We start from the raw sequence: 16,874 nt of genomic DNA, 5'->3' as shown, positions 1-16,874 counted from the left end.
GGTGGGGGGCGGGCGAATTCACTGTCGGGCTCCTATTGCGCGTAGGGCGAATGCGACGAGTTCGGGGACGGTGTCGGCGGCGGCCACACCGGACTGCAGCGGACCGGTGAGGACCTCGCCGACGGCGCCGACGAGGGCGGCGGCGGCGAGGGCCGCGTTCCGAGGGGCGAGATCGCCCGAGTCGATGCCCCGGCGCACGGCCCCTTCGAACGCGGCCGCGAAGGCGCGGCGCAGCACCAGGCGCTCGGCGTCGACGGCCGCGTCGACGGGTTCGGCGAGCAGGGCGTAGGCCAGGGTGGGGTTGCGCATGGCGCGACGGGCGAAGGTCTCGACGACGGCGGCGACCTGCGCGGCGGCGCCGTCCGGCCGTGCCGTCTCGGCGGCGGCGACCACGGCGTCGACCTCCCGCCCGCACAGGCTGCGGAAGATGCGCACCATCAGTTCGGACTTGTCGACGTAGTGCCGGTAGACGCTGCCGGTGGCGACGCCGGCCCGCTCGGCGACGGCCGCGATGGACAGGCCCTGGTAGCCCCGTTCGGACAGCAGGCTCACCGCGGCGTCGGCGATCGCGTCGCGTTGAGCGTCGAGTCGTTGCTGCACGGCGGGGGTCCGGCGGTAGGCCACGAAAGGATTGAACCTCGATTCATAGCTTGGGTCAAGGATGGCGGCTACCGTCGGGAAGGTGAACCGGCTCAGCGTGGTGGACGAGATCTTCCTGCACAGACACCGTGGCCTCGGCATGCCCGTCGCACTGCAGGGACTGTGGCGCACCGGCGACACCGTCGGCGCCCCCCTGCTGATCTCGCTGCACGACGCGCTCGGCCGCAGCCCCCTCGGCCGGCGCGTCGTGCGCCCGCACGTCCCCGGCGCGCGCCCCCGGCTCGAACCGGGTCACCACAGCTACCCGCTGCGCTACCCGCCCGAGCCGATCCCCGCCGCCGACGTCCTCGCCTGGGCGGACCAGCAGGCGGAGGTGGACGTCAACCCCGAACTCGGACCGGGATGGGCGCTGACCGCCACCCGTGTCGAGGGCGGCGGGACCGTCGTCTCGCTGGTGTGCTCGCACGTGCTCGCCGACGCGCGCGGCCTGATCGACGCCGTCGCCGACGCGCTGGCCGAGCGGATCCGCCCGTCCGACCCCGCGCGCGTCTCCGACGTGCGCGACGCCGCGCGCCTGGTCCGGCGCGTCGCCCGGGGCATGCGCCGGGCCCGCTGGTCCCCCGCCACCGAGAAGCCCCCGCGTCCCCGCCCGATCCGCTCCCCGGCGCGCACGGCACTGCTCGACGTCGACGCGACCGCGTGGGACACCGCGGCGGACGCGGCCGGCGGCACCCCCAATTCCCTCTTCCTCGCGCTCGCCGCGGGCATCGCCCACCGCGCCGGGCTCGACTGGCCGCTGCGGATCGCGGTACCCGTCGACGGCCGCACCGCCGCCCCCGGCCTCCCCGACGACGGCGCCGGCAACGGAGTGACGATGACCGAGGTGGCGGTCGACGCGTCCGACACCCCGGCCTCGATCCGCCACCGCGCCCGTGAGGCGTACACCCGCCGCCGGGAGGGGGCGCCGCACGGCCTGCCGGACGAGGTGCTGCAACTGCTGCCCGACCGGCTCGCCGCGCGCCTCGCCGCCGGCGCCGGCGAGCGGGACCTGCTGTGCTCCAACATCGGGCCGCTGCCCCCGGTGCTGGACGGATTCGGCCCGCACCGCACCACCGGCGTCGCCACCCGCGCCGTCCATCCGGGCCTCGCGACCGCCCGGGCCTCGACGCCCACCCGGCTCGCCGCGTACCTGTGCCGGCAGGGCGACCGCTACACCCTCGCCCTCGTCGCGCTCGACGACGAGCACTTCCCCACCCGGGCCGCCCTGCGCGCGGACACCGACGCCGAGCTCGCCGCCCACGGGCTGCTCGGCCGGCACTGGTAACCGCGGCACCTATGACTCGGCGTCACGTACAGTTCGAGCATGGCGGCTGAGACCCTTGTCACTGTTCCCGACGGCGCCCTGCGCGGCACCCGCATCGGCGACCTCCTCGCCTGGCGCGGCGTCCCCTACGCGGCACCCCCGGTGGGGCCGCTGCGGCTGCGCGCCCCGCAGCCGGTGCAACCGTGGACCGGCGAACGCGATGCCACCCGTTTCGGCGCCGCGGCGAGCCAGCACCCGCGCGGCCTGACGATCGGTTTCCGGAAGCAGCAGCCCGCGAGCGAGGACTGCCTGACGCTCAACGTGCTGGCGCCCGCGGCGCCCGCCGCGACGCCGCGGCCGGTGCTGGTGTTCATCCACGGCGGCGCCTACACGCTGGGCACCACGGCGATGCCGCTCTACGGCGGGGAATCGCTGGTGCGCCGCGGTGACGTGCTCTACGTGTCGATCAACTACCGGCTCGGCAGCCTCGGCTATCTCGACTTCACCCAGTTCTCCACGGCGGAAAGGCCTTTCGACTCGAACCTCGGGCTGCGCGACCAGGTCGCCGCGCTGGCGTGGGTGCGCCGCAACATCGCCGCCTTCGGCGGCGACCCCGACAACATCACGATCTTCGGCGAATCCGCCGGCGGCAACGCCGTCACCACCCTGCTCGCCACACCCGCCGCCGCGGGACTGTTCGCCCGCGCCGTCGCCCAGAGCTCGGCACCGAACCTCGTCGTCGACGCCGACCACGCGGCCGAGTGGGCGCGACGTTTCGTCGAACTGCTCGGCGCAGAACGGGATTCCGCGGTCGGGGCGCTCGAGTCCGCCACCCCGGCGGAGCTCGGCCGCGCCGCCCAGCGGCTCAGCGGGCGCATCCTGCACGAGACTCCCGGCCTGCACGCGTTCGGTCCCGTCATCGACGGCGACTATCTTCCCACCACCCCGATCGAAGCCTACGAAACCGGTGCCGCACATCGGGTTCCGCTGATCATCGGCACCAACGCCCGGGAGGGCACGCTGTTCCCGCGGGTCCTCGACGCGCTGCCCACCAATCAGCTCCGCATCGAGCAGATGTTCGGGCTCACCGATCCCACGGCCCAGAAACGCGTCGTCGCGGCCTATCCCGGCTACCCGGAGGCCCGCGCGGCCGTCGATCTCGGCGGCGACCTCACGTTCTGGCATCCCTCGATCGAGATCGCCCAGGCCCACGCCCGCCACGCCCCCACCTACAGCTATCGGTTCGACTACGCGCCGCCGCTGCTGCGCTGGACCGGCTTCCACGCCACCCACGCGTTCGAGCTGCTCGCCGTGTTCGGCCAGGCCGACACCGCGCTCGGCCGGGTGGTCACGGTCGCCGGTGGCCGGCGCGCGCTGCGCACGGTGAGCGACGCGGTGCAGCGTCAGTGGCTGCACTTCGCGCAGGAGGGTGAGCCGCTGCCGTCGTGGCCGCGCTACGACGAGCGCGACCGCGCCACCGTCATCTTCGACGACCCGACGCGCGTGGAGTACGACCCGTGGCGGGAGCGGCGGCTGGCCTGGGCCGGGTACCGCGGCTACCGCGGTCTCGCGCTGCCGCAGGCGGGAGCGGTCACTTGACCACGGTCAGCAGGAACACGACGTCCTCGAGCGCGGTGACGCTGTGCCGGACGGTGGGCAGCACCAGGTAGTCGCCGGCCGAGCCCTTCCAGGAGTCGTCGCCGGCGATCAGGGACAGCCGCCCGCCGAGCACCTGCAGCGACCCCTCGCCGGGGCCGTCGTGCTCGGCGAGCTCGTGCCCGGCCAGCAGTGCCACCATCGTCTGCCGCAGATGCTTGGCGTGCCCGCCCAAGATCGTCTGCGAGCTGCGGCCGCTGCTCGATGCCGCCGCCAGCTTCAGTTGCTGTCGCGCCAGAGCCGTGAGGGAAAGCTTGTCCATGGCAGCCCTTCCTGGTCGGGGTACGCCCTCGCAGTATGGCCCACCGGGCGCGCCACCGGTCAGGTTCGCGCGTACCGGACGAAGCGGAACCCGATTCCGTCGCCGGATTCCTGCCGCGCGCCGACGTCCACGGCCGTCCACCCGGGACCGATCCGCGGGGCGAAGGCGTCCGCGCCGACCTCGAGGTCCACCTCCGTGACGAGCAGCCGCGTCGCGTGCGGCATGGCCTGCGCGTAGATCTGGCCGCCGCCGATGACGCAGACGTCACCGCCGCCGGCGAGCGCCAGGGCCTCCGGCACGCCGTGGGCCACCTCGGCGCCCGCGTCCGACCAGGCCGGGTCGCGGGTGACGACGATGTTGCGCCGGCCGGGCAGCGGGCGGAACCGCGGGGGAAGCGACTCCCACGTCAGCCGGCCCATGATCACCGGCCTACCCGTCGTCGCGGCCCGGAAGTGCGCCATGTCCTCGGGGATGCGCCACGGGATCGCGCCGTCACGGCCGATGCCGCCGTCGCGGTCCTGCGCCCAGATCAGGACGATGTCGCCCGTCTCCGTCATACCGCGACCGGTGCCTTGATCGGCGGGTGGTGCCGGTACCCGGTGATCTGCACGTCCTCGTACTCGTAGTCGAAGATCGACCCGCGCCGGTTCAGCTCCAGGGTGGGGTACGGGTAGGGCGCGCGGGTGAGCTGCTCGGTGACCTGCTCGACGTGGTTGTCGTAGATGTGGCAGTCCCCGCCCGTCCACACGAACTCGCCCGGCTCGAGGTCGGTCTGCTGGGCCACCATGTGGGTCAGCAGCGCATAGCTGGCGATGTTGAACGGCACGCCGAGGAACAGGTCGGCGCTGCGCTGGTACAGCTGGCAGCTGAGCTTGCCGTCGGCGACGTGGAACTGGAAGAACGCGTGGCACGGCGCGAGCGCCATCCGGTCGATCTCGCCGACGTTCCACGCGGAGACCACGATGCGCCGCGAGTCGGGGTCGGTGCGGATCGTGTCGATCGCCTTGGTGATCTGATCGATGTGCCCGCCGTCGGGGGCCGGCCAGGAGCGCCACTGCACCCCGTAGACGGGACCGAGCTCGCCGTCGGCGTCGGCCCACTCGTCCCAGATCGTGACGCCGTGCTCCTGCAGCCACTTGACGTTCGAGTCGCCGCGCAGGAACCACAGCAGCTCGTACACGATGGACTTCAGGTGCACCTTCTTCGTGGTGATCAGCGGAAAGCCCTGCGACAGGTCGAAGCGCATCTGGTGCCCGAACAGGCTGCGCGTCCCGGTGCCCGTGCGGTCCGCCTTCGGCGTGCCGGTCTCGAGCACCAGGCGGAGGAGGTCTTCGTACGGGGTCGGCACGGCAGTCACCACGACAGGCTATCGCCCGTGCGTGGTTGTGGTCGTTGGGGCAGCCCGAAGCACGCACGGGCGATAGCCTGACTCCATGCCCGAGCTGCCCGAGGTGGAAGCCCTGGCGGTGTTCCTGCGCGAGCACGCCGTCGGTGCCGTCGTCGGCCGGATCGACGTGGCGGCGCTCAGCGTCCTGCAGACCGCCGACCCGCCGATCACCGTGCTGCAGGGCCGCGACGTCACCGGCGTGTCCCGCTTCGGGAAGTTCCTGGCCGTCGACTGCGCCGGTCTGTGGCTCGTCACGCACCTGTCGCGGGCGGGGTGGCTGCGCTGGCAGGACAACCCGTCGCCGGCACCGCCGAAGCTGGGCCGGGGTCCGCTCGCGCTGCGAGTACACCTGTTCACCCCCGACGCCGCCACCCCCGCCTTCGACCTCACCGAGGCCGGCACCCGCAAGCGCCTCGCCGTGTGGATCGCCGACCGTCCGCAGCAGGTGCCCGGCATCGCCCGGCTCGGTCCCGACGCCCTGGCCGTCACCGCCGACGAGCTGGCCGCGCGGCTGGTGGGCAGCACCGCACGCCTGAAGACCGCCCTCACCGACCAGCAGGTGCTCGCCGGGATCGGCAACGCCTACTCCGACGAGATCCTGCACGTCGCCCGGTTGTCGCCGTTCGCGCCGGCGGGCCGGCTCACCGACGAGCAACGGCAGGCGCTGTACGACGCGCTGCGCACGGTGCTCCTCGACGCCGTGAGCCGTTCCGTGGGCCAGGATGCCGCGCGGCTCAAGGGTGAGAAGCGGTCGGGGATGCGGGTACACGCCCGCACGGGCCTGCCGTGCCCGGAGTGCGGCGACACCGTCCGCGAGGTCGCCTACGCCGAGCGTTCCTTCCAGTACTGCCCGACGTGCCAGACCGGCGGGAAGATCCTCGCGGACCGGCGGCTGTCGCGGCTGGTCAAGTGAGTGGTGTCGTTCGGGACCCGCGCAGATCCGGAAGGACACCACGGCGGTAGCGTGCGGCTGTGACGGTTCTCGACGGTCTCCGCGGAGGTGCCCGCACGCTCGACCCCGGCTACTTCGCGCTCGTGATGGCGACCGGCATCGTGTCGATCGGCATGCACCTGCAGGGTCTGGTGACGGTGTCGGCCGCGTTACTGCTGGTGTCCGTCGTCGCCTACGCCGTCCTGCTGGTGCTGACCGGGTGGCGGCTCGTGCGGTTCCGCGACGAGGTCCGCGCCGACCTCACCGACGCGAGCCGCGCGTTCGGGTTCTTCACGTTCGTCGCGGGCAGCAACGTGCTGGGGATCCGACTGACCATGGACGGGTGGCACTCGACGGCGGCGGTCCTGCTCGTCGGCGCGGCCGCGACGTGGCTCGTGCTCGGCTACGTGATTCCCTGGACGGCGGTGCTCGGCACCCGCAGACGCCCGGTGATCGCCAAGGCCAACGGCAGCTGGTTCGTGTGGGTGGTCGCGGCCCAGTCGGTCGCGCTCGCCGCAGCCACCCTCGAGCCGATCTACGACGACCTGCGGCGTCCGCTGTCGCTGGTGGCCGTGTTCGCGTGGTCGGTCGGCCTGTTCCTCTACGCCGCGGCGGGCGTGTTCGTCGCGGCCCGGATGATGCAGTATCCGCTCCGGCCGGTGGACCTCACGCCGTCGTACTGGGTGTCGATGGGCGCCGCGGCGATCACCGTGGTGGCCGGCTCACGCATCGTGGCGATGGAGTCGGCCCCGATGGTCGACGCCACCCGCGGACTCGTCGCCGGGCTGGTGGTGGTGTTCTGGGCGTTCGCGACGTGGCTGCTGCCCGCCCTCGTCGCCGCCGGGTGGTGGCGGCACCGCACCCACCGCATCCGGCTGCGCTACGAGCCGGGCCTGTGGTCGGTGGTCTTCCCGCTCGGGATGTACGGCGTCGCCGGGGTCTACCTCGCCGAGGCCGACGAGTTGCCGTGGGTCGGGGTGGTCGGCAGGACGGAACTGTGGGCGGCCGTGACGGTGTGGGCGGCGGTGTTCGCGGCGATGCTCGTCCACCTGTGGCGCACGGTGCTGCGTCCGCGTCCGGCTACCGTGGGCCGGTGACGACCGAGGACCTCGACGACGATTCCGTGCACGGTGTGCTGCACCACCCGGCCGGCGTCCCGCGCGGCGCGGTGGCGCTGACCCACGGGGCCGGCGGCAACTGCGACGCGGCGATCCTGCGGCAGGTGTGCAGCGCGTTCGCCGACGCGGGGTTCCTCGCGTTGCGGTTCGACCTGCCGTTCCGGCGCCGACGGCCGAAGGGGCCGCCGCAGCCGTCGCGGGCGGCGGAGGACCGGGCCGGGATCGCGGCGGCGGCCGAGGCGATGCGGGTCCGCACAGTCGGCCCACTCGTGCTCGGCGGCGTCTCGTACGGCGGCCGGCAGACGTCGATACTTGCCGCCGAGCAGCCCGACGTCGCGGACGCGCTGGTGCTGCTGTCGTATCCGCTGCATCCGCCGGGCAAGCCCGAGAAGGCGCGCACCGAGCACCTGCCGTCCCTGACGGTGCCGACGGTCTTCGCGCACGGCGACCGGGATCCGTTCGGCACCCTGGACGAACTGCGCACCGCGCTGACCTCGATCCCGGCGCCCACCGTGCTGGTCCCGGTGACCGGCGCGGCCCACGACCTCGGCAAGGCGAAGACCGATCCGGCACCGCCGATCGTGCACGCCGTGTCCGGACTGCTCTCGGACACGGCGTCCCGGCCGTGGCACCCACGGCCGCGCGCGTAACGCGTCGGTGGCGTGGGCCCGGCCGGAGGGCGGCGACCGCTGGCCTCCAGCCGGGCCTGGTCTCGTGTAGATCCTCGACGACGGCGGCCGGGGCGGTCTGTCGCATCCTCCACGAGCCGAACCGCCGGTGTCAGGCAGTCGGTTCGGCCCTCCAACCTCCGACGGGACGCGGAAGCCGGGGCTAGAGTCGATCAAGTCGGACGTGGGAGCAGGGGAGGTGGGCGGTGCCTACGTCTCGGTTGCGGACCAACGCGAGGACCCTGCCGATCATCTTGGCCCTGTCCCTCGCCTTCACGATCACGGTCGTCGACCCGCTGGTGCTGAGCCTGAATCTGCCGCAGGTGAGCCGGGCCCTCGACGTGCCACCGCAGGTCGTCGGATTGCTGGGCGGTATGGCGACGCTGGTGATGGCCGCCGCCGTCCTCGCCGCGGGCAACCTTGGCGACGCGTTCGGGCTTCGACGCTTGCTGAGGTCGGGGCTGGTCGTCGTCACGGTCGCCGATCTGCTCTCCATGCTCTCGCCCAACTACGCTTTTCTGCTTGCGATGCGGGTCTTGGCCGGACTGGGAATGACGGCGCTGCTCGGAGTGCCGCTGGCCCTGCTCAAGACGTCCGTGACGGACAAGCAGCGGCCGACGGCCATCGGCGTTTTCGTGGCCATCGAGATGGTTCTCTGTGGGGTACTCCCGGCGTTGACGGGCTGGGCGGTGGCGGCCGTCGGCTGGCGAGTTGTGTTCCTGGTCGCACCGCTGCTTGCCATGATCTCGCTTCTGCTGACGGCGAGGTACGTCCCGGAGACGCCCGTTCAGCATCGCGCTCGGCTGGACGTGGCCGGCGTCGTCCTGGTCGGTATGGCCCTCCTGGCACTCGTCATCGGACTGGCAGCCGCGCAGAACGGCGTCTTCCGGCCCGAGACATGGCTGCCGCTGGCCGTCAGCGTGGTCGCCGCCGTGCTTTTCGTTCGCCACGAACACCGCACCCCCGAACCGGCACTGGACCTGGCTCTGTTCGGAAGCCGGCCCTTCAGCGTGGCTCTGGCGGCGGCCTTCACGCTGAATTTTCTCATGGCCGGGCTCGGCATCGTCCTGGGGCAGTTCGGCAGTGTGGTGCTCGCGCTGTCACCGGAGACCATCGGCCTGTTGTTCCTCCCCGGCACACTGCTGATCGCCGGTTTCGTGGTCTTGTCCGGGAGCCTGGTGGGGAAGTTCTCGCCGAAACCGGTGATGGTCGTCGGCCTCCTGCTCATGGCAACCGGCGGACTGCTGATGGCGGGCACGGTCAACCCGACAATGGCGCTGTGGTTGCTCGTGGCGGCCGTATGGCTGTACAACCTGGGCTCGATGGTGACCTCCACATCGGTGTCCGAGACGGTGCTCTCCCAGGCGCCGAGCGGGCAGTCCGGAACGGTGGCGTCCGTGCAGTTGGCCTTCGGGATGACCGGCTATGCGTTCGGGCCCACCGTGTACCTGCTGCTTCTCAACGTATTCTTCCAGCGAGAATGGCTGGCCGACACCGAGGCACGCGGGCTGACGGCGACCCAGGGCGAGCAGGCCGTGGATGCCGCGCGTAGCGCGGTGGCGCAGAGCCCCGGGGGCGCCGGGTACGACCCGAACTTGCTTCGGCAGGTGGGCGGTCTCGATCTCGGAGCGGACTTGGCCGACGCGGTGCGACTCACCATGCTCACTGTCAGCGCCCTGCCGATCGCTGTGGCGGTGGCGGCCTTTGTGCTCATGTCCCGCCGCAAGAGGCCGATCAGGACGGTCCGCAGGTGACTACCAGCACGTCCCTCCGTGCCGGCTTGCCGCGGTCGACCGCTCGGATCGGCGAAACACCGTGCCAGGTACAACGGTCGTCGCCCAGGAGGAAGGTGCCGGGTTCGCGCAGGGTCGTCGTCAGAAGTCGATCGCCCTCCGGGCCGAACACCGAACTTTCGCCGCCGACAGCATTGTCGACGCTGATCAACAGCGAACTGACAAGCGTGACACCGTCGCGGTGCAAGCCCTCGGGCGTGGGCCGGCCCTCGTCATCTGCCGTTGCGACCACGCGGAACGGATGCACCCAGACCGTCCATTCGGGCGCTTCGTCGAGGACCGGCGCGATCCGGCCCACCAGCTTCACCGTGCGCTCGAACAGCGGATCTTCGAGGAACGCGGCTGTCAGCGGTTCGAAATGGCGGTCTCGTGCGAGGTAGAGGGCGTTGGAGTCGTCAGGCTGTACGAATTCACGGTGCGCCGTCGGCGCCAGCGCGCCGTCGGCCACCCGGTACCGGAACTGGCCGTAGCGCCGCAGCCGGTGAACGCCCTGTTCTGCCGCGTACGGGTCGGGCGCAAGCTCCTCCCAATGCGCGGAGAACCGAACCCACGCATCGGCGTCGGCACCGATGGATCGCCACAGGCCTGCCGCCGACATCAAGAACGTGCCCACGGAGGCGAGTGCTCGCCGGGCGGCTTCGACCGGATCCGTGCCGGCCTCCGTACCTCCCGCGACTTCTTCCCTCATCCACTCAGAGGTAGCAAGGACGGTCCCGACGCGCAACCTTCGCCGGTGCAGACGGATGAACGCAGCTACCCACCGAAAGGCGCCGAACGAAATCCCTTGGGTCGAAGAGCGCGAACGCCACCGTCGGCACGGCGAGTTGCCACGAAGCGACCTCCGCCCGCCCGACGCGGCAGGCCCCGGTCAGGGAGTCTGCCGCGCCCGGCGTAACCGGTCGAGATCGTCCTGCACCCGTGCGCTCACCGCCACGGGATACGGCGACCCCGCCTCGTCGAGGGAACGAAGCGCCGGCGGAAGAGCGTCGATCTGCTGCCGTGCACGCCGTCGCGCCGCGTCGAGTCCGGCGTCGTACTGCGACAGCCGCCGGCCGCCACGCATCACGGGCACCAGCAGCGGCTCACCCGGGAGGTTCTCGTCGGGCCGGCCGATGATGTCACCTGCGAAGACGCCGTCGTCGACCCGGCGGTACACCTGCTTGCGCCCGGGAGGGAGGACCTTGCCGCTCGACAGCTTCGTCCGCCCGACGCCGGCGTACTCGACGAGCTTGTATGCCATGTCGAGCGTGGGCGCGTCCTGGGCGACGGAGAGCTGGGTGCCCACCCCGAAGCCGTCGATGGGACAGCCGTCGTCCAGCAGTGCCGCCACGCTGTACTCGTCGAGGCCCGACGAGGCGAAGATCCGGACGCCGTGCAGACCCGCCGCGTCGAGCCGGGCACGCGTCGCCTTCGACAGCGCGCCGAGGTCCCCGGAATCCAGCCGGACCGCGCGCACGTCGAACCGGTCGCCCAGTCGCTCGGCCAGTTCGACGACCAGGTCGACGCCGCGCAGTGTGTCGTAGGTGTCGACGAGCAACGTCGTGCCGGGATTGAGCCGCGCGAACGCCTCGAAGGCGTCGAACTCGTCGTCGAACGCCTGGACGAAGCTGTGGGCCATCGTGCCGAACGCGGGGATTCCGTATTCCTTGGCCGCGCGCAGGTTGGAGGTTCCCGCGGCACCCGCGAGGTAGCTGGTCCGGGCGACCTCGAGGGCGGCGTCGGTGCCGTGGGCCCGGCGCGCCCCGAAATCCACCACCAGCCGCCCGCGGGCGGCCTCGACCACCCGCGCGGCCTTGCTCGCGAGGACACACTGCAGGTGGATCCGGTTCAGAACGAAGGTCTCGACGAGCTGCGCCTCCAGGATCGGCGCGACGACCTGGACGATCGGCTCGTTCGGAAAGACGACGGTGCCCTCCGGCACGGCCCACACGTCGCCGGTGAAACGCACCCCGGCGAGCCGCTCGAGGAACTCGTCGGAGAACAGGCCGAGTCCGCGCAGGTACTGCAGGTCGTCCTCCTCGAACCGGAACGCCTCGAGGAAGTCGAGCACGTCGGGCAGGCCGGCGGCCAGCACATAGGACCGGCCCGGCGGAAGCTTGCGGAAGAACGTCTCGAACACGGCCGTGTCCGACATTCCCAGGGCCAGATAGGCCTGCGCCATCGTGACCTCGTACAGGTCGGTGAACAGCGCGGCACCGCGCGGCGGAACTCCCATGGCAGCCGTCACCCGTCTCCGTCGAACCCGGCCCGTCCGGGCCCGTTCTCCATATGCGGATTCTCACACGCCGGCGACGGGCTGCGGCCGTGTTGCCCCTTTTGCCGCGGTGAACGGGGCCGGCACTCGGGGCCGCGCGAGGGGTGCCCCTATGCTGACGGGTGTGAGCGCTCCCGGTGACAACGGCATGATCGACGACACCGCCGACATCGACGCGCTGCTCGCCGAGATCCGCGAACGGCTCACCGACACCGTTACCACCCCGGCGAGCATGCAGAGCCTGCTCGAGGCGGTGCTCGTCGTCGGGTCGGGCCTCGAACTCGACTCCATGCTGCAGCGCATCGTCTCCGCGGCCGTCGCGCTGCTCGGCGCCCGCTACGGTGCGCTCGGCGTGCGGGCGCCCGACGGCGGGCTGTCGGAGTTCGTGTACGTCGGCATCGACCCGGCCGAGCGCAGCCGTATGGGGCACCTGCCCGAGGGCCGGGGCCTGCTCGGCCTGCTCATCAACGACCCGCGGCCGGTGCGGATCGCGGACCTGTCGGAGCATCCCGCCTCGATCGGCTTCCCACCCGGCCATCCCCCGATGAAGAGCTTCCTCGGCACGCCGATCATGGTGCGCGGCAGGGTTTTCGGAAGCATCTATCTCACCGAGAAGATCGACGGTCCCGCCTTCACCGAAGAGGACGAGGTGATCCTGAAGGTCCTCGCCACCTCCGCGGGCGTCGCGATCGACAACGCCCGCCTGTTCGAGGGGTCCCTCACCCGCGAACGCTGGCTCGAGGCGGTGGCCGCGATCAACTCACGGTTGCTGGTGGGCGGTTCCGTCGACGAGACCCTGGCGCTCCTGGTCGACCGGGTCCGGGACCTCGCCCACACCGTGGGCACCTACGTCCTGCTGGTCGACGGCACCCAGGGGACCGTCCGGGCCGCCGCCGCGCCCGGACCGCCGGCGACGGGCTCACGTCTCGATCTCACCGATTCTCCTGTTCTGCAGGCGATCCGGACCCGGCGCACACTGATCACCGACAACCTCGAGGGGCTTCCGGCAGCCGGCGCGGGCCGCGCCGCGATCCTGCCGCTGTCCGCCACGTCGGGGGTCACCGGCGTACTGATCGCCACCCGGTCGGCCCGTTCCGATGCGTGGGACGACGCGGAGGTGACGCGACTCGAGTCAATGGCCGACCTGGTCACGGTGGCACTCGAATTCGCCGCGCAGCAACGCAAGAAGCGGCTGCTCGACGTCCTCGCCGACCGGGACCGGATCGCACAGGATCTGCACGACAACGTGATCCAGCGCCTCTTCGCCACCGGGATGAGCCTGCAGAGCACCCTGGTGCCCGGCACCGATCCCGACCGGGTCGCGGACATCGTCCAGCACGCCGTCGAGCAGCTCGACCGCACGGTCCGCGAGATCCGCACCACCATCTTCGATCTGCACACCACCGGCGCCGCGGCGTCGACCAGCCTGCGGCGGCGGCTGCTGGACGTGGTCGGCGACCTGACCACCCAGTCCCCCGTGGCACCGAACGTCCAATTCGCCGGCGCCATCGACACTCTCGTACCCGCACGCATCCATCCGCACGCCGAGGCGGTGCTGCGGGAGGGACTGAGCAACGCGCTGCGCCACTCGCAATCGGAGAAGATCTCCGTATCCGTCACCGCGGGCGACGAGTTCACGATCGAGATCGTCGACGACGGCATCGGGCTGCCGGACACACCGCGCCGCAGCGGCCTCGCGAATCTCGAGCGGCGCGCCCAGCAGTGCGGCGGCCGCTGCAGCACCGGCCCCGGCGAGAGGGGCGGAACGCGCGTGCTGTGGCAGGTCCCCCTGTGACCCGGGGTCCCCGTCAGACCTCGCGCTGCTTGCGCAGCTCGGTGGCGAGCACCGCGGCCTGCGTGCGGCGCTGCATCCCGAGCTTGGCCAGCAGCCGCGAGACGTAGTTCTTGATCGTCTTCTCCGCCAGGAACAGCCGCTCGGCGATCTCGCGGTTGGTCAGGCCCTCCCCGATCAGCTCGAACACGGCCCGTTCCTGCTCCGACAGCTCGGCGAGCGGGTCCGCCGTGCGGGACGCGCGGATGCGTTCCATGAGCGCGGCCGTCGCCCGGCTGTCGAGCAACGAGCCGCCGGCCGCGACGGTCCGGATCGCCGAGACCAGGTCGGTGCCGAGGATCTGCTTGAGGACGAATCCGGAGGCGCCCGCCATGATCGCGTCGAACAGGGCCTCGTCGTCGGCGTAGGAGGTGAGCATGAGCGCGCGCAGCTCCGGCATGCGCGCCCGCAGCTCGCGGCACAGTTCGACGCCGTTGCCGTCGGGCAGGCGCACGTCGAGCACCGCGACTTCGGCTCCGCTGCCCGGGATGCGGGCCAGCGCCTCACCGACCGACGCGGCCTCCCCGACAACCGTGAAGTCGGGCACGCTGTCGAGCAGGTCGACCAACCCGCGCCGCACGATCTCATGGTCGTCGACGAGAAATACCCGAGGCATCGTCCCTCACCTTTCCTGACACCGGCATTGCGGTGACCATCGTCTCAGCTCGCTCGCGCGCCGCCGACCCCGGGCCGTTCGACGGCAGTTTCGGGACCTTCGGCACATGCGCCCGGTGCAGCCCGCGGGCGATGCTCGGACAGTCATCCCCGATGAGCCGTGCGAGGTGACCGACCAGGACGAGGAGGCTGCGATGTCCACGGTGCCCGACACCTGGTCCACGAGCGACACCGAGGTCATTGCGCGTGCCGTGATCGAGGCCCCCTCCATCCACGACACCCAGCCGTGGAACCTGCGCCTTCCGGCCCGCACCGCCGAACTCGAGGAGCGGGTCGAGTTCGCCGCCCCCGGCCAGGACCCCCTGCGCCCGGATCGGCTCATCTCGTGCGGAGCCGCCGTCGCCAACCTCGAACTCGGCATCCGGGTGCTCGGCTGGAGCACCCGGACCCTGCTGCTGCCCGAGCCGGAGCGGCCCGAGCTGATCGCACGGATCGAGGCAGCGGCGCCGGCCACTCCGTCGAGCACCGACCTGGGGTTCTTCGCCGCCATCTCGCACCGGCGCAGCCACCGCGAGTCGTTCGCCCGGATCCCGGTGCCGGCGACCACCATCGCCGACGTGATGGCCGCCGCCGACGTCCCCGGCGTCCAGGTTCGCCTGCTGGCGTCGGACGAGGCCCCGGCGCTCGCCGACATGCTCACCTACTCGGCCGACGCGATGCGCCGCAATCCGTACTACCAGCGCGAGATGTTCCGGTGGACGTCGCACTGGCACCCGGAGGGCAACGCCGAGGTGGTGACCGACTGGGGCGCCGATCTCGACGCCGGCGGACCCGCCGGGCGCGCGCTGATCACCACCGGTGTGCCGGACACCGCCGAACTCGCGGCGGCCATCGACCGGGAGACCGTGCTGGTCTTCTCGGTGCACTCCGGCAATCCGATCGACCTGGTCCGGGTGGGCATCGCATCCGAGCGGGCGTGGCTGGCGGCGGTCGACGCCCGGTTGTCGGCGTCCGTGCTCACCTATCCACTGCGCGTAGAGGATTCGGCTGACCGGCTCGCCGAGCGGATGGACATCGACGGCCTGCCGCAACTGATCATGCGCATCGGGTTCTGACCCGACCGAACCGACCGCCGGGCGCCGCAGGGGGGCACCCGGGGTCCCACCAGAGAGGGAATACATCACTGTGACCAGGGAACTCACGGATCTCGAACTGCTCCGAGAGCTCGAGCCGATCGCCGAGGACAACGTCCACCGCCACCTGGCGATGGCGAAGGACTGGCATCCGCACGACTATGTTCCGTGGGACGCGGGCCGCAACTTCGCCGCCCTCGGCGGCATCGACTGGGATCCCGGCCAGTCCGCGCTGTCCGAGACCGCGCAGGCAGCGATGATCACCAATCTGCTCACCGAGGACAACCTGCCCTCCTACCACCGCGAGATCGCCGAGCACTTCAGCCTCGACGGCGCCTGGGGCACGTGGGTGGGCCGCTGGACGGCCGAGGAGAACAAGCACTCCGTCGTCATGCGGGACTACCTGGTGGTCACCCGCGGTGTGGACCCCGTTGCGCTCGAGAACGCGCGCATGGCGCACATGACCACCGGATTCGACCCGGGCTCGACGTCGATGCTCGAGTCCGTGTCGTACGTGACCTTCCAGGAACTGGCGACCCGGGTCTCGCACCGCAACACCGGCCGGGCCTGCGGCGATCCGATCGCGGACCGCATGCTCGCCCGCGTCGCCGCGGACGAGAACCTGCACATGATGTTCTATCGCAACATCGTCGAGGGCGCCCTCGACATCGCCCCCGACCAGGCGCTCGCCGCGGTCATGAGCGTGCTGACCCGGTTCCGGATGCCGGGCGCGTCGATGGCGAACTTCCGGCGCAACGCCGTGCTGATCGCCAAGGGCGGCATCTACGACCTGCGGCAGCATCTCGACGACGTGGTGCTGCCGGTGCTCCGCAAGTGGCGCGTCTTCGACCGCACCGACTTCGGCGGCCGCGGCGAGCAGCTGCGCGAGGACCTCGACGCCTTCCTCACCGACCTGCAGACGAAGGCCGAGCGGTTCGAGGAGGCCCGGGACCGGGCGTTGGCCCGTCAGGCCCGGCGCGACGAACACGCAGGGGCGAGCGCATGACCAGCGTGCGCGAGCCCGGATCCCGGGAGGACCGGGACACCGGGTCGGCGGAGCTTTTCGGCTCGGTGCTCAACATGGCCCGCGCCGCGAAACGGGGCGACGTGTCCGGATGGCTCACCGTCAAGAGCGGCACGCACCGCCCGGAGGACGTCGCCTTCCTGAGTTCGCAGATGCTCGGCGTGCTGATCGAGAACGACGCCGTCCGTCGCGGGGTGCATCCCGCCGACGTGTGGAGCGAGCTGCGCCGGCGCGGCCTCGACGACTTCGGCTGACCACGCCGGCTACCCGGAACCACCCGGCGACGATGCCCGGCACCC

At 71.6% G+C, this 16,874-nt stretch carries 17 protein-coding genes; 10 read left to right on the top strand and 7 right to left on the bottom strand.

The genetic code is table 11. The features are described from left to right. Positions 1-18 precede the first annotated feature (18 nt). Entirely contained in the window at positions 19-624 is a 606-nt protein-coding gene (locus ACWPOB_RS21530) for a TetR/AcrR family transcriptional regulator (protein ID WP_455402043.1), read from the bottom strand. A 58-nt stretch (positions 625-682) separates the two neighbouring features. On the opposite strand from ACWPOB_RS21530, the gene ACWPOB_RS21525 reads away from it, so the two are divergent. Beyond that, positions 683-1,924, top strand: a complete 1,242-nt coding sequence (locus tag ACWPOB_RS21525) for a hypothetical protein (RefSeq protein WP_455402042.1) — start codon at positions 683-685, stop codon at positions 1,922-1,924. Between the two features lie 39 nt (positions 1,925-1,963). Further along, positions 1,964-3,502 carry a carboxylesterase/lipase family protein gene (locus tag ACWPOB_RS21520; RefSeq protein WP_455402041.1) on the top strand — a complete coding sequence of 513 codons (1,539 nt, stop codon included), beginning with the start codon at positions 1,964-1,966 and terminating at the stop codon, positions 3,500-3,502. Here the strand turns inward: ACWPOB_RS21520 and ACWPOB_RS21515 are convergent. Genes ACWPOB_RS21515 through ACWPOB_RS21505 form a run of 3 tightly spaced genes read right to left on the bottom strand, consistent with a single transcriptional unit; the run spans position 3,495 to position 5,169 of the window. Beyond that, positions 3,495-3,821: a cupin domain-containing protein gene (locus ACWPOB_RS21515; protein ID WP_100058886.1), complete on the bottom strand. Its 327-nt coding sequence runs from the start codon at positions 3,819-3,821 to the stop codon at positions 3,495-3,497. The two genes, ACWPOB_RS21520 and ACWPOB_RS21515, sit on opposite strands and share 8 nt — an antisense overlap. Before the next feature lie 59 nt (positions 3,822-3,880). After that, positions 3,881-4,378 carry a dihydrofolate reductase gene (locus ACWPOB_RS21510; RefSeq protein ID WP_455402040.1) on the bottom strand — a complete coding sequence of 166 codons (498 nt, stop codon included), beginning with the start codon at positions 4,376-4,378 and terminating at the stop codon, positions 3,881-3,883. Further along, positions 4,375-5,169, bottom strand: a complete 795-nt coding sequence (locus ACWPOB_RS21505; RefSeq protein ID WP_100058662.1) for a thymidylate synthase — start codon at positions 5,167-5,169, stop codon at positions 4,375-4,377. The genes ACWPOB_RS21510 and ACWPOB_RS21505 overlap by 4 nt, the downstream gene beginning before the upstream one ends. Positions 5,170-5,254: 85 nt before the next feature. On the opposite strand from ACWPOB_RS21505, the gene ACWPOB_RS21500 reads away from it, so the two are divergent. The 4 genes from ACWPOB_RS21500 to ACWPOB_RS21485 all read left to right on the top strand — a co-directional run bounded on the left by ACWPOB_RS21500 (position 5,255) and on the right by ACWPOB_RS21485 (position 9,679). Continuing rightward, the gene (locus ACWPOB_RS21500; RefSeq protein WP_455402039.1) at positions 5,255-6,121 is read left to right on the top strand and encodes an Fpg/Nei family DNA glycosylase; all 867 of its coding nucleotides are present in this window, start codon (positions 5,255-5,257) and stop codon (positions 6,119-6,121) included. Positions 6,122-6,180: 59 nt separating this feature from the next. Next, a complete protein-coding gene (locus ACWPOB_RS21495; RefSeq protein WP_100058660.1) occupies positions 6,181-7,236 on the top strand; it encodes a tellurite resistance/C4-dicarboxylate transporter family protein in 1,056 nt (351 codons plus the stop codon). Beyond that, positions 7,191-7,907, top strand: coding sequence for an alpha/beta hydrolase family protein (locus ACWPOB_RS21490; RefSeq protein WP_455402038.1), 717 nt, complete (start codon positions 7,191-7,193; stop codon positions 7,905-7,907). The genes ACWPOB_RS21495 and ACWPOB_RS21490 overlap by 46 nt, the downstream gene beginning before the upstream one ends. Before the next feature lie 239 nt (positions 7,908-8,146). Next, positions 8,147-9,679 carry an MFS transporter gene (locus ACWPOB_RS21485; protein WP_455402037.1) on the top strand — a complete coding sequence of 511 codons (1,533 nt, stop codon included), beginning with the start codon at positions 8,147-8,149 and terminating at the stop codon, positions 9,677-9,679. Here ACWPOB_RS21485 and ACWPOB_RS21480 read toward each other — a convergent pair. Together ACWPOB_RS21480 and ACWPOB_RS21475 are read right to left on the bottom strand one after the other, a co-directional pair. After that, positions 9,660-10,406 (bottom strand): 2OG-Fe dioxygenase family protein, encoded by a 747-nt coding sequence (locus ACWPOB_RS21480; protein ID WP_455402036.1) that lies wholly within the window; start codon positions 10,404-10,406, stop codon positions 9,660-9,662. The two genes, ACWPOB_RS21485 and ACWPOB_RS21480, sit on opposite strands and share 20 nt — an antisense overlap. Before the next feature lie 180 nt (positions 10,407-10,586). Then, complete coding sequence (locus ACWPOB_RS21475) at positions 10,587-11,933, bottom strand: nicotinate phosphoribosyltransferase (protein ID WP_100056455.1); 1,347 nt, start codon at positions 11,931-11,933, stop codon at positions 10,587-10,589. A 187-nt stretch (positions 11,934-12,120) separates the two neighbouring features. Between ACWPOB_RS21475 and ACWPOB_RS21470 the strand changes: the two genes are divergently transcribed. Continuing rightward, on the top strand, positions 12,121-13,767 hold the full coding sequence (locus ACWPOB_RS21470) for a sensor histidine kinase (protein WP_455402048.1): 1,647 nt from the start codon (positions 12,121-12,123) through the stop codon (positions 13,765-13,767). 13 nt (positions 13,768-13,780) lie between these two features. On the opposite strand, the gene ACWPOB_RS21465 is transcribed toward ACWPOB_RS21470, so the two are convergent. After that, the gene (locus ACWPOB_RS21465) at positions 13,781-14,419 is read right to left on the bottom strand and encodes a response regulator (protein ID WP_029541947.1); all 639 of its coding nucleotides are present in this window, start codon (positions 14,417-14,419) and stop codon (positions 13,781-13,783) included. Positions 14,420-14,612: 193 nt separating this feature from the next. Here ACWPOB_RS21465 and ACWPOB_RS21460 point away from each other — a divergent pair, with 193 nt between their 5' ends. From ACWPOB_RS21460 to ACWPOB_RS21450, 3 genes are all read left to right on the top strand, one after another. After that, positions 14,613-15,533 carry a nitroreductase family protein gene (locus tag ACWPOB_RS21460; protein WP_455402047.1) on the top strand — a complete coding sequence of 307 codons (921 nt, stop codon included), beginning with the start codon at positions 14,613-14,615 and terminating at the stop codon, positions 15,531-15,533. 70 nt (positions 15,534-15,603) lie between these two features. Next, positions 15,604-16,557, top strand: coding sequence for an acyl-ACP desaturase (locus ACWPOB_RS21455; protein WP_455402035.1), 954 nt, complete (start codon positions 15,604-15,606; stop codon positions 16,555-16,557). Further along, positions 16,554-16,829 (top strand): hypothetical protein, encoded by a 276-nt coding sequence (locus tag ACWPOB_RS21450; RefSeq protein ID WP_455402034.1) that lies wholly within the window; start codon positions 16,554-16,556, stop codon positions 16,827-16,829. Before ACWPOB_RS21455 ends, ACWPOB_RS21450 begins: the two co-directional genes overlap by 4 nt. Positions 16,830-16,874: the final 45 nt, after the last annotated feature.

The sequence above is a fragment of the Rhodococcus sp. 2H158 genome (assembly GCF_053764755.1).
This window is presented reverse-complemented; position numbering and strand designations above follow the sequence as displayed.

What these genes read in the sequence shown, in the direction of transcription:
- ACWPOB_RS21520 (WP_455402041.1), top strand. Translation starts at nt 1,964, where the DNA reads ATGGCGGCTGAGACCCTTGTCACTGTTCCCGACGGCGCCCTGCGCGGC.
- ACWPOB_RS21515 (WP_100058886.1), bottom strand. Translation starts at nt 3,821, where the DNA reads ATGGACAAGCTTTCCCTCACGGCTCTGGCGCGACAGCAACTGAAGCTG.
- ACWPOB_RS21510 (WP_455402040.1), bottom strand. Translation starts at nt 4,378, where the DNA reads ATGACGGAGACGGGCGACATCGTCCTGATCTGGGCGCAGGACCGCGAC.
- ACWPOB_RS21500 (WP_455402039.1), top strand. Translation starts at nt 5,255, where the DNA reads ATGCCCGAGCTGCCCGAGGTGGAAGCCCTGGCGGTGTTCCTGCGCGAG.
- ACWPOB_RS21480 (WP_455402036.1), bottom strand. Translation starts at nt 10,406, where the DNA reads ATGAGGGAAGAAGTCGCGGGAGGTACGGAGGCCGGCACGGATCCGGTC.
- ACWPOB_RS21475 (WP_100056455.1), bottom strand. Translation starts at nt 11,933, where the DNA reads ATGGGAGTTCCGCCGCGCGGTGCCGCGCTGTTCACCGACCTGTACGAG.
- ACWPOB_RS21470 (WP_455402048.1), top strand. Translation starts at nt 12,121, where the DNA reads ATGATCGACGACACCGCCGACATCGACGCGCTGCTCGCCGAGATCCGC.
- ACWPOB_RS21465 (WP_029541947.1), bottom strand. Translation starts at nt 14,419, where the DNA reads ATGCCTCGGGTATTTCTCGTCGACGACCATGAGATCGTGCGGCGCGGG.
- ACWPOB_RS21460 (WP_455402047.1), top strand. Translation starts at nt 14,613, where the DNA reads ATGTCCACGGTGCCCGACACCTGGTCCACGAGCGACACCGAGGTCATT.
- ACWPOB_RS21450 (WP_455402034.1), top strand. Translation starts at nt 16,554, where the DNA reads ATGACCAGCGTGCGCGAGCCCGGATCCCGGGAGGACCGGGACACCGGG.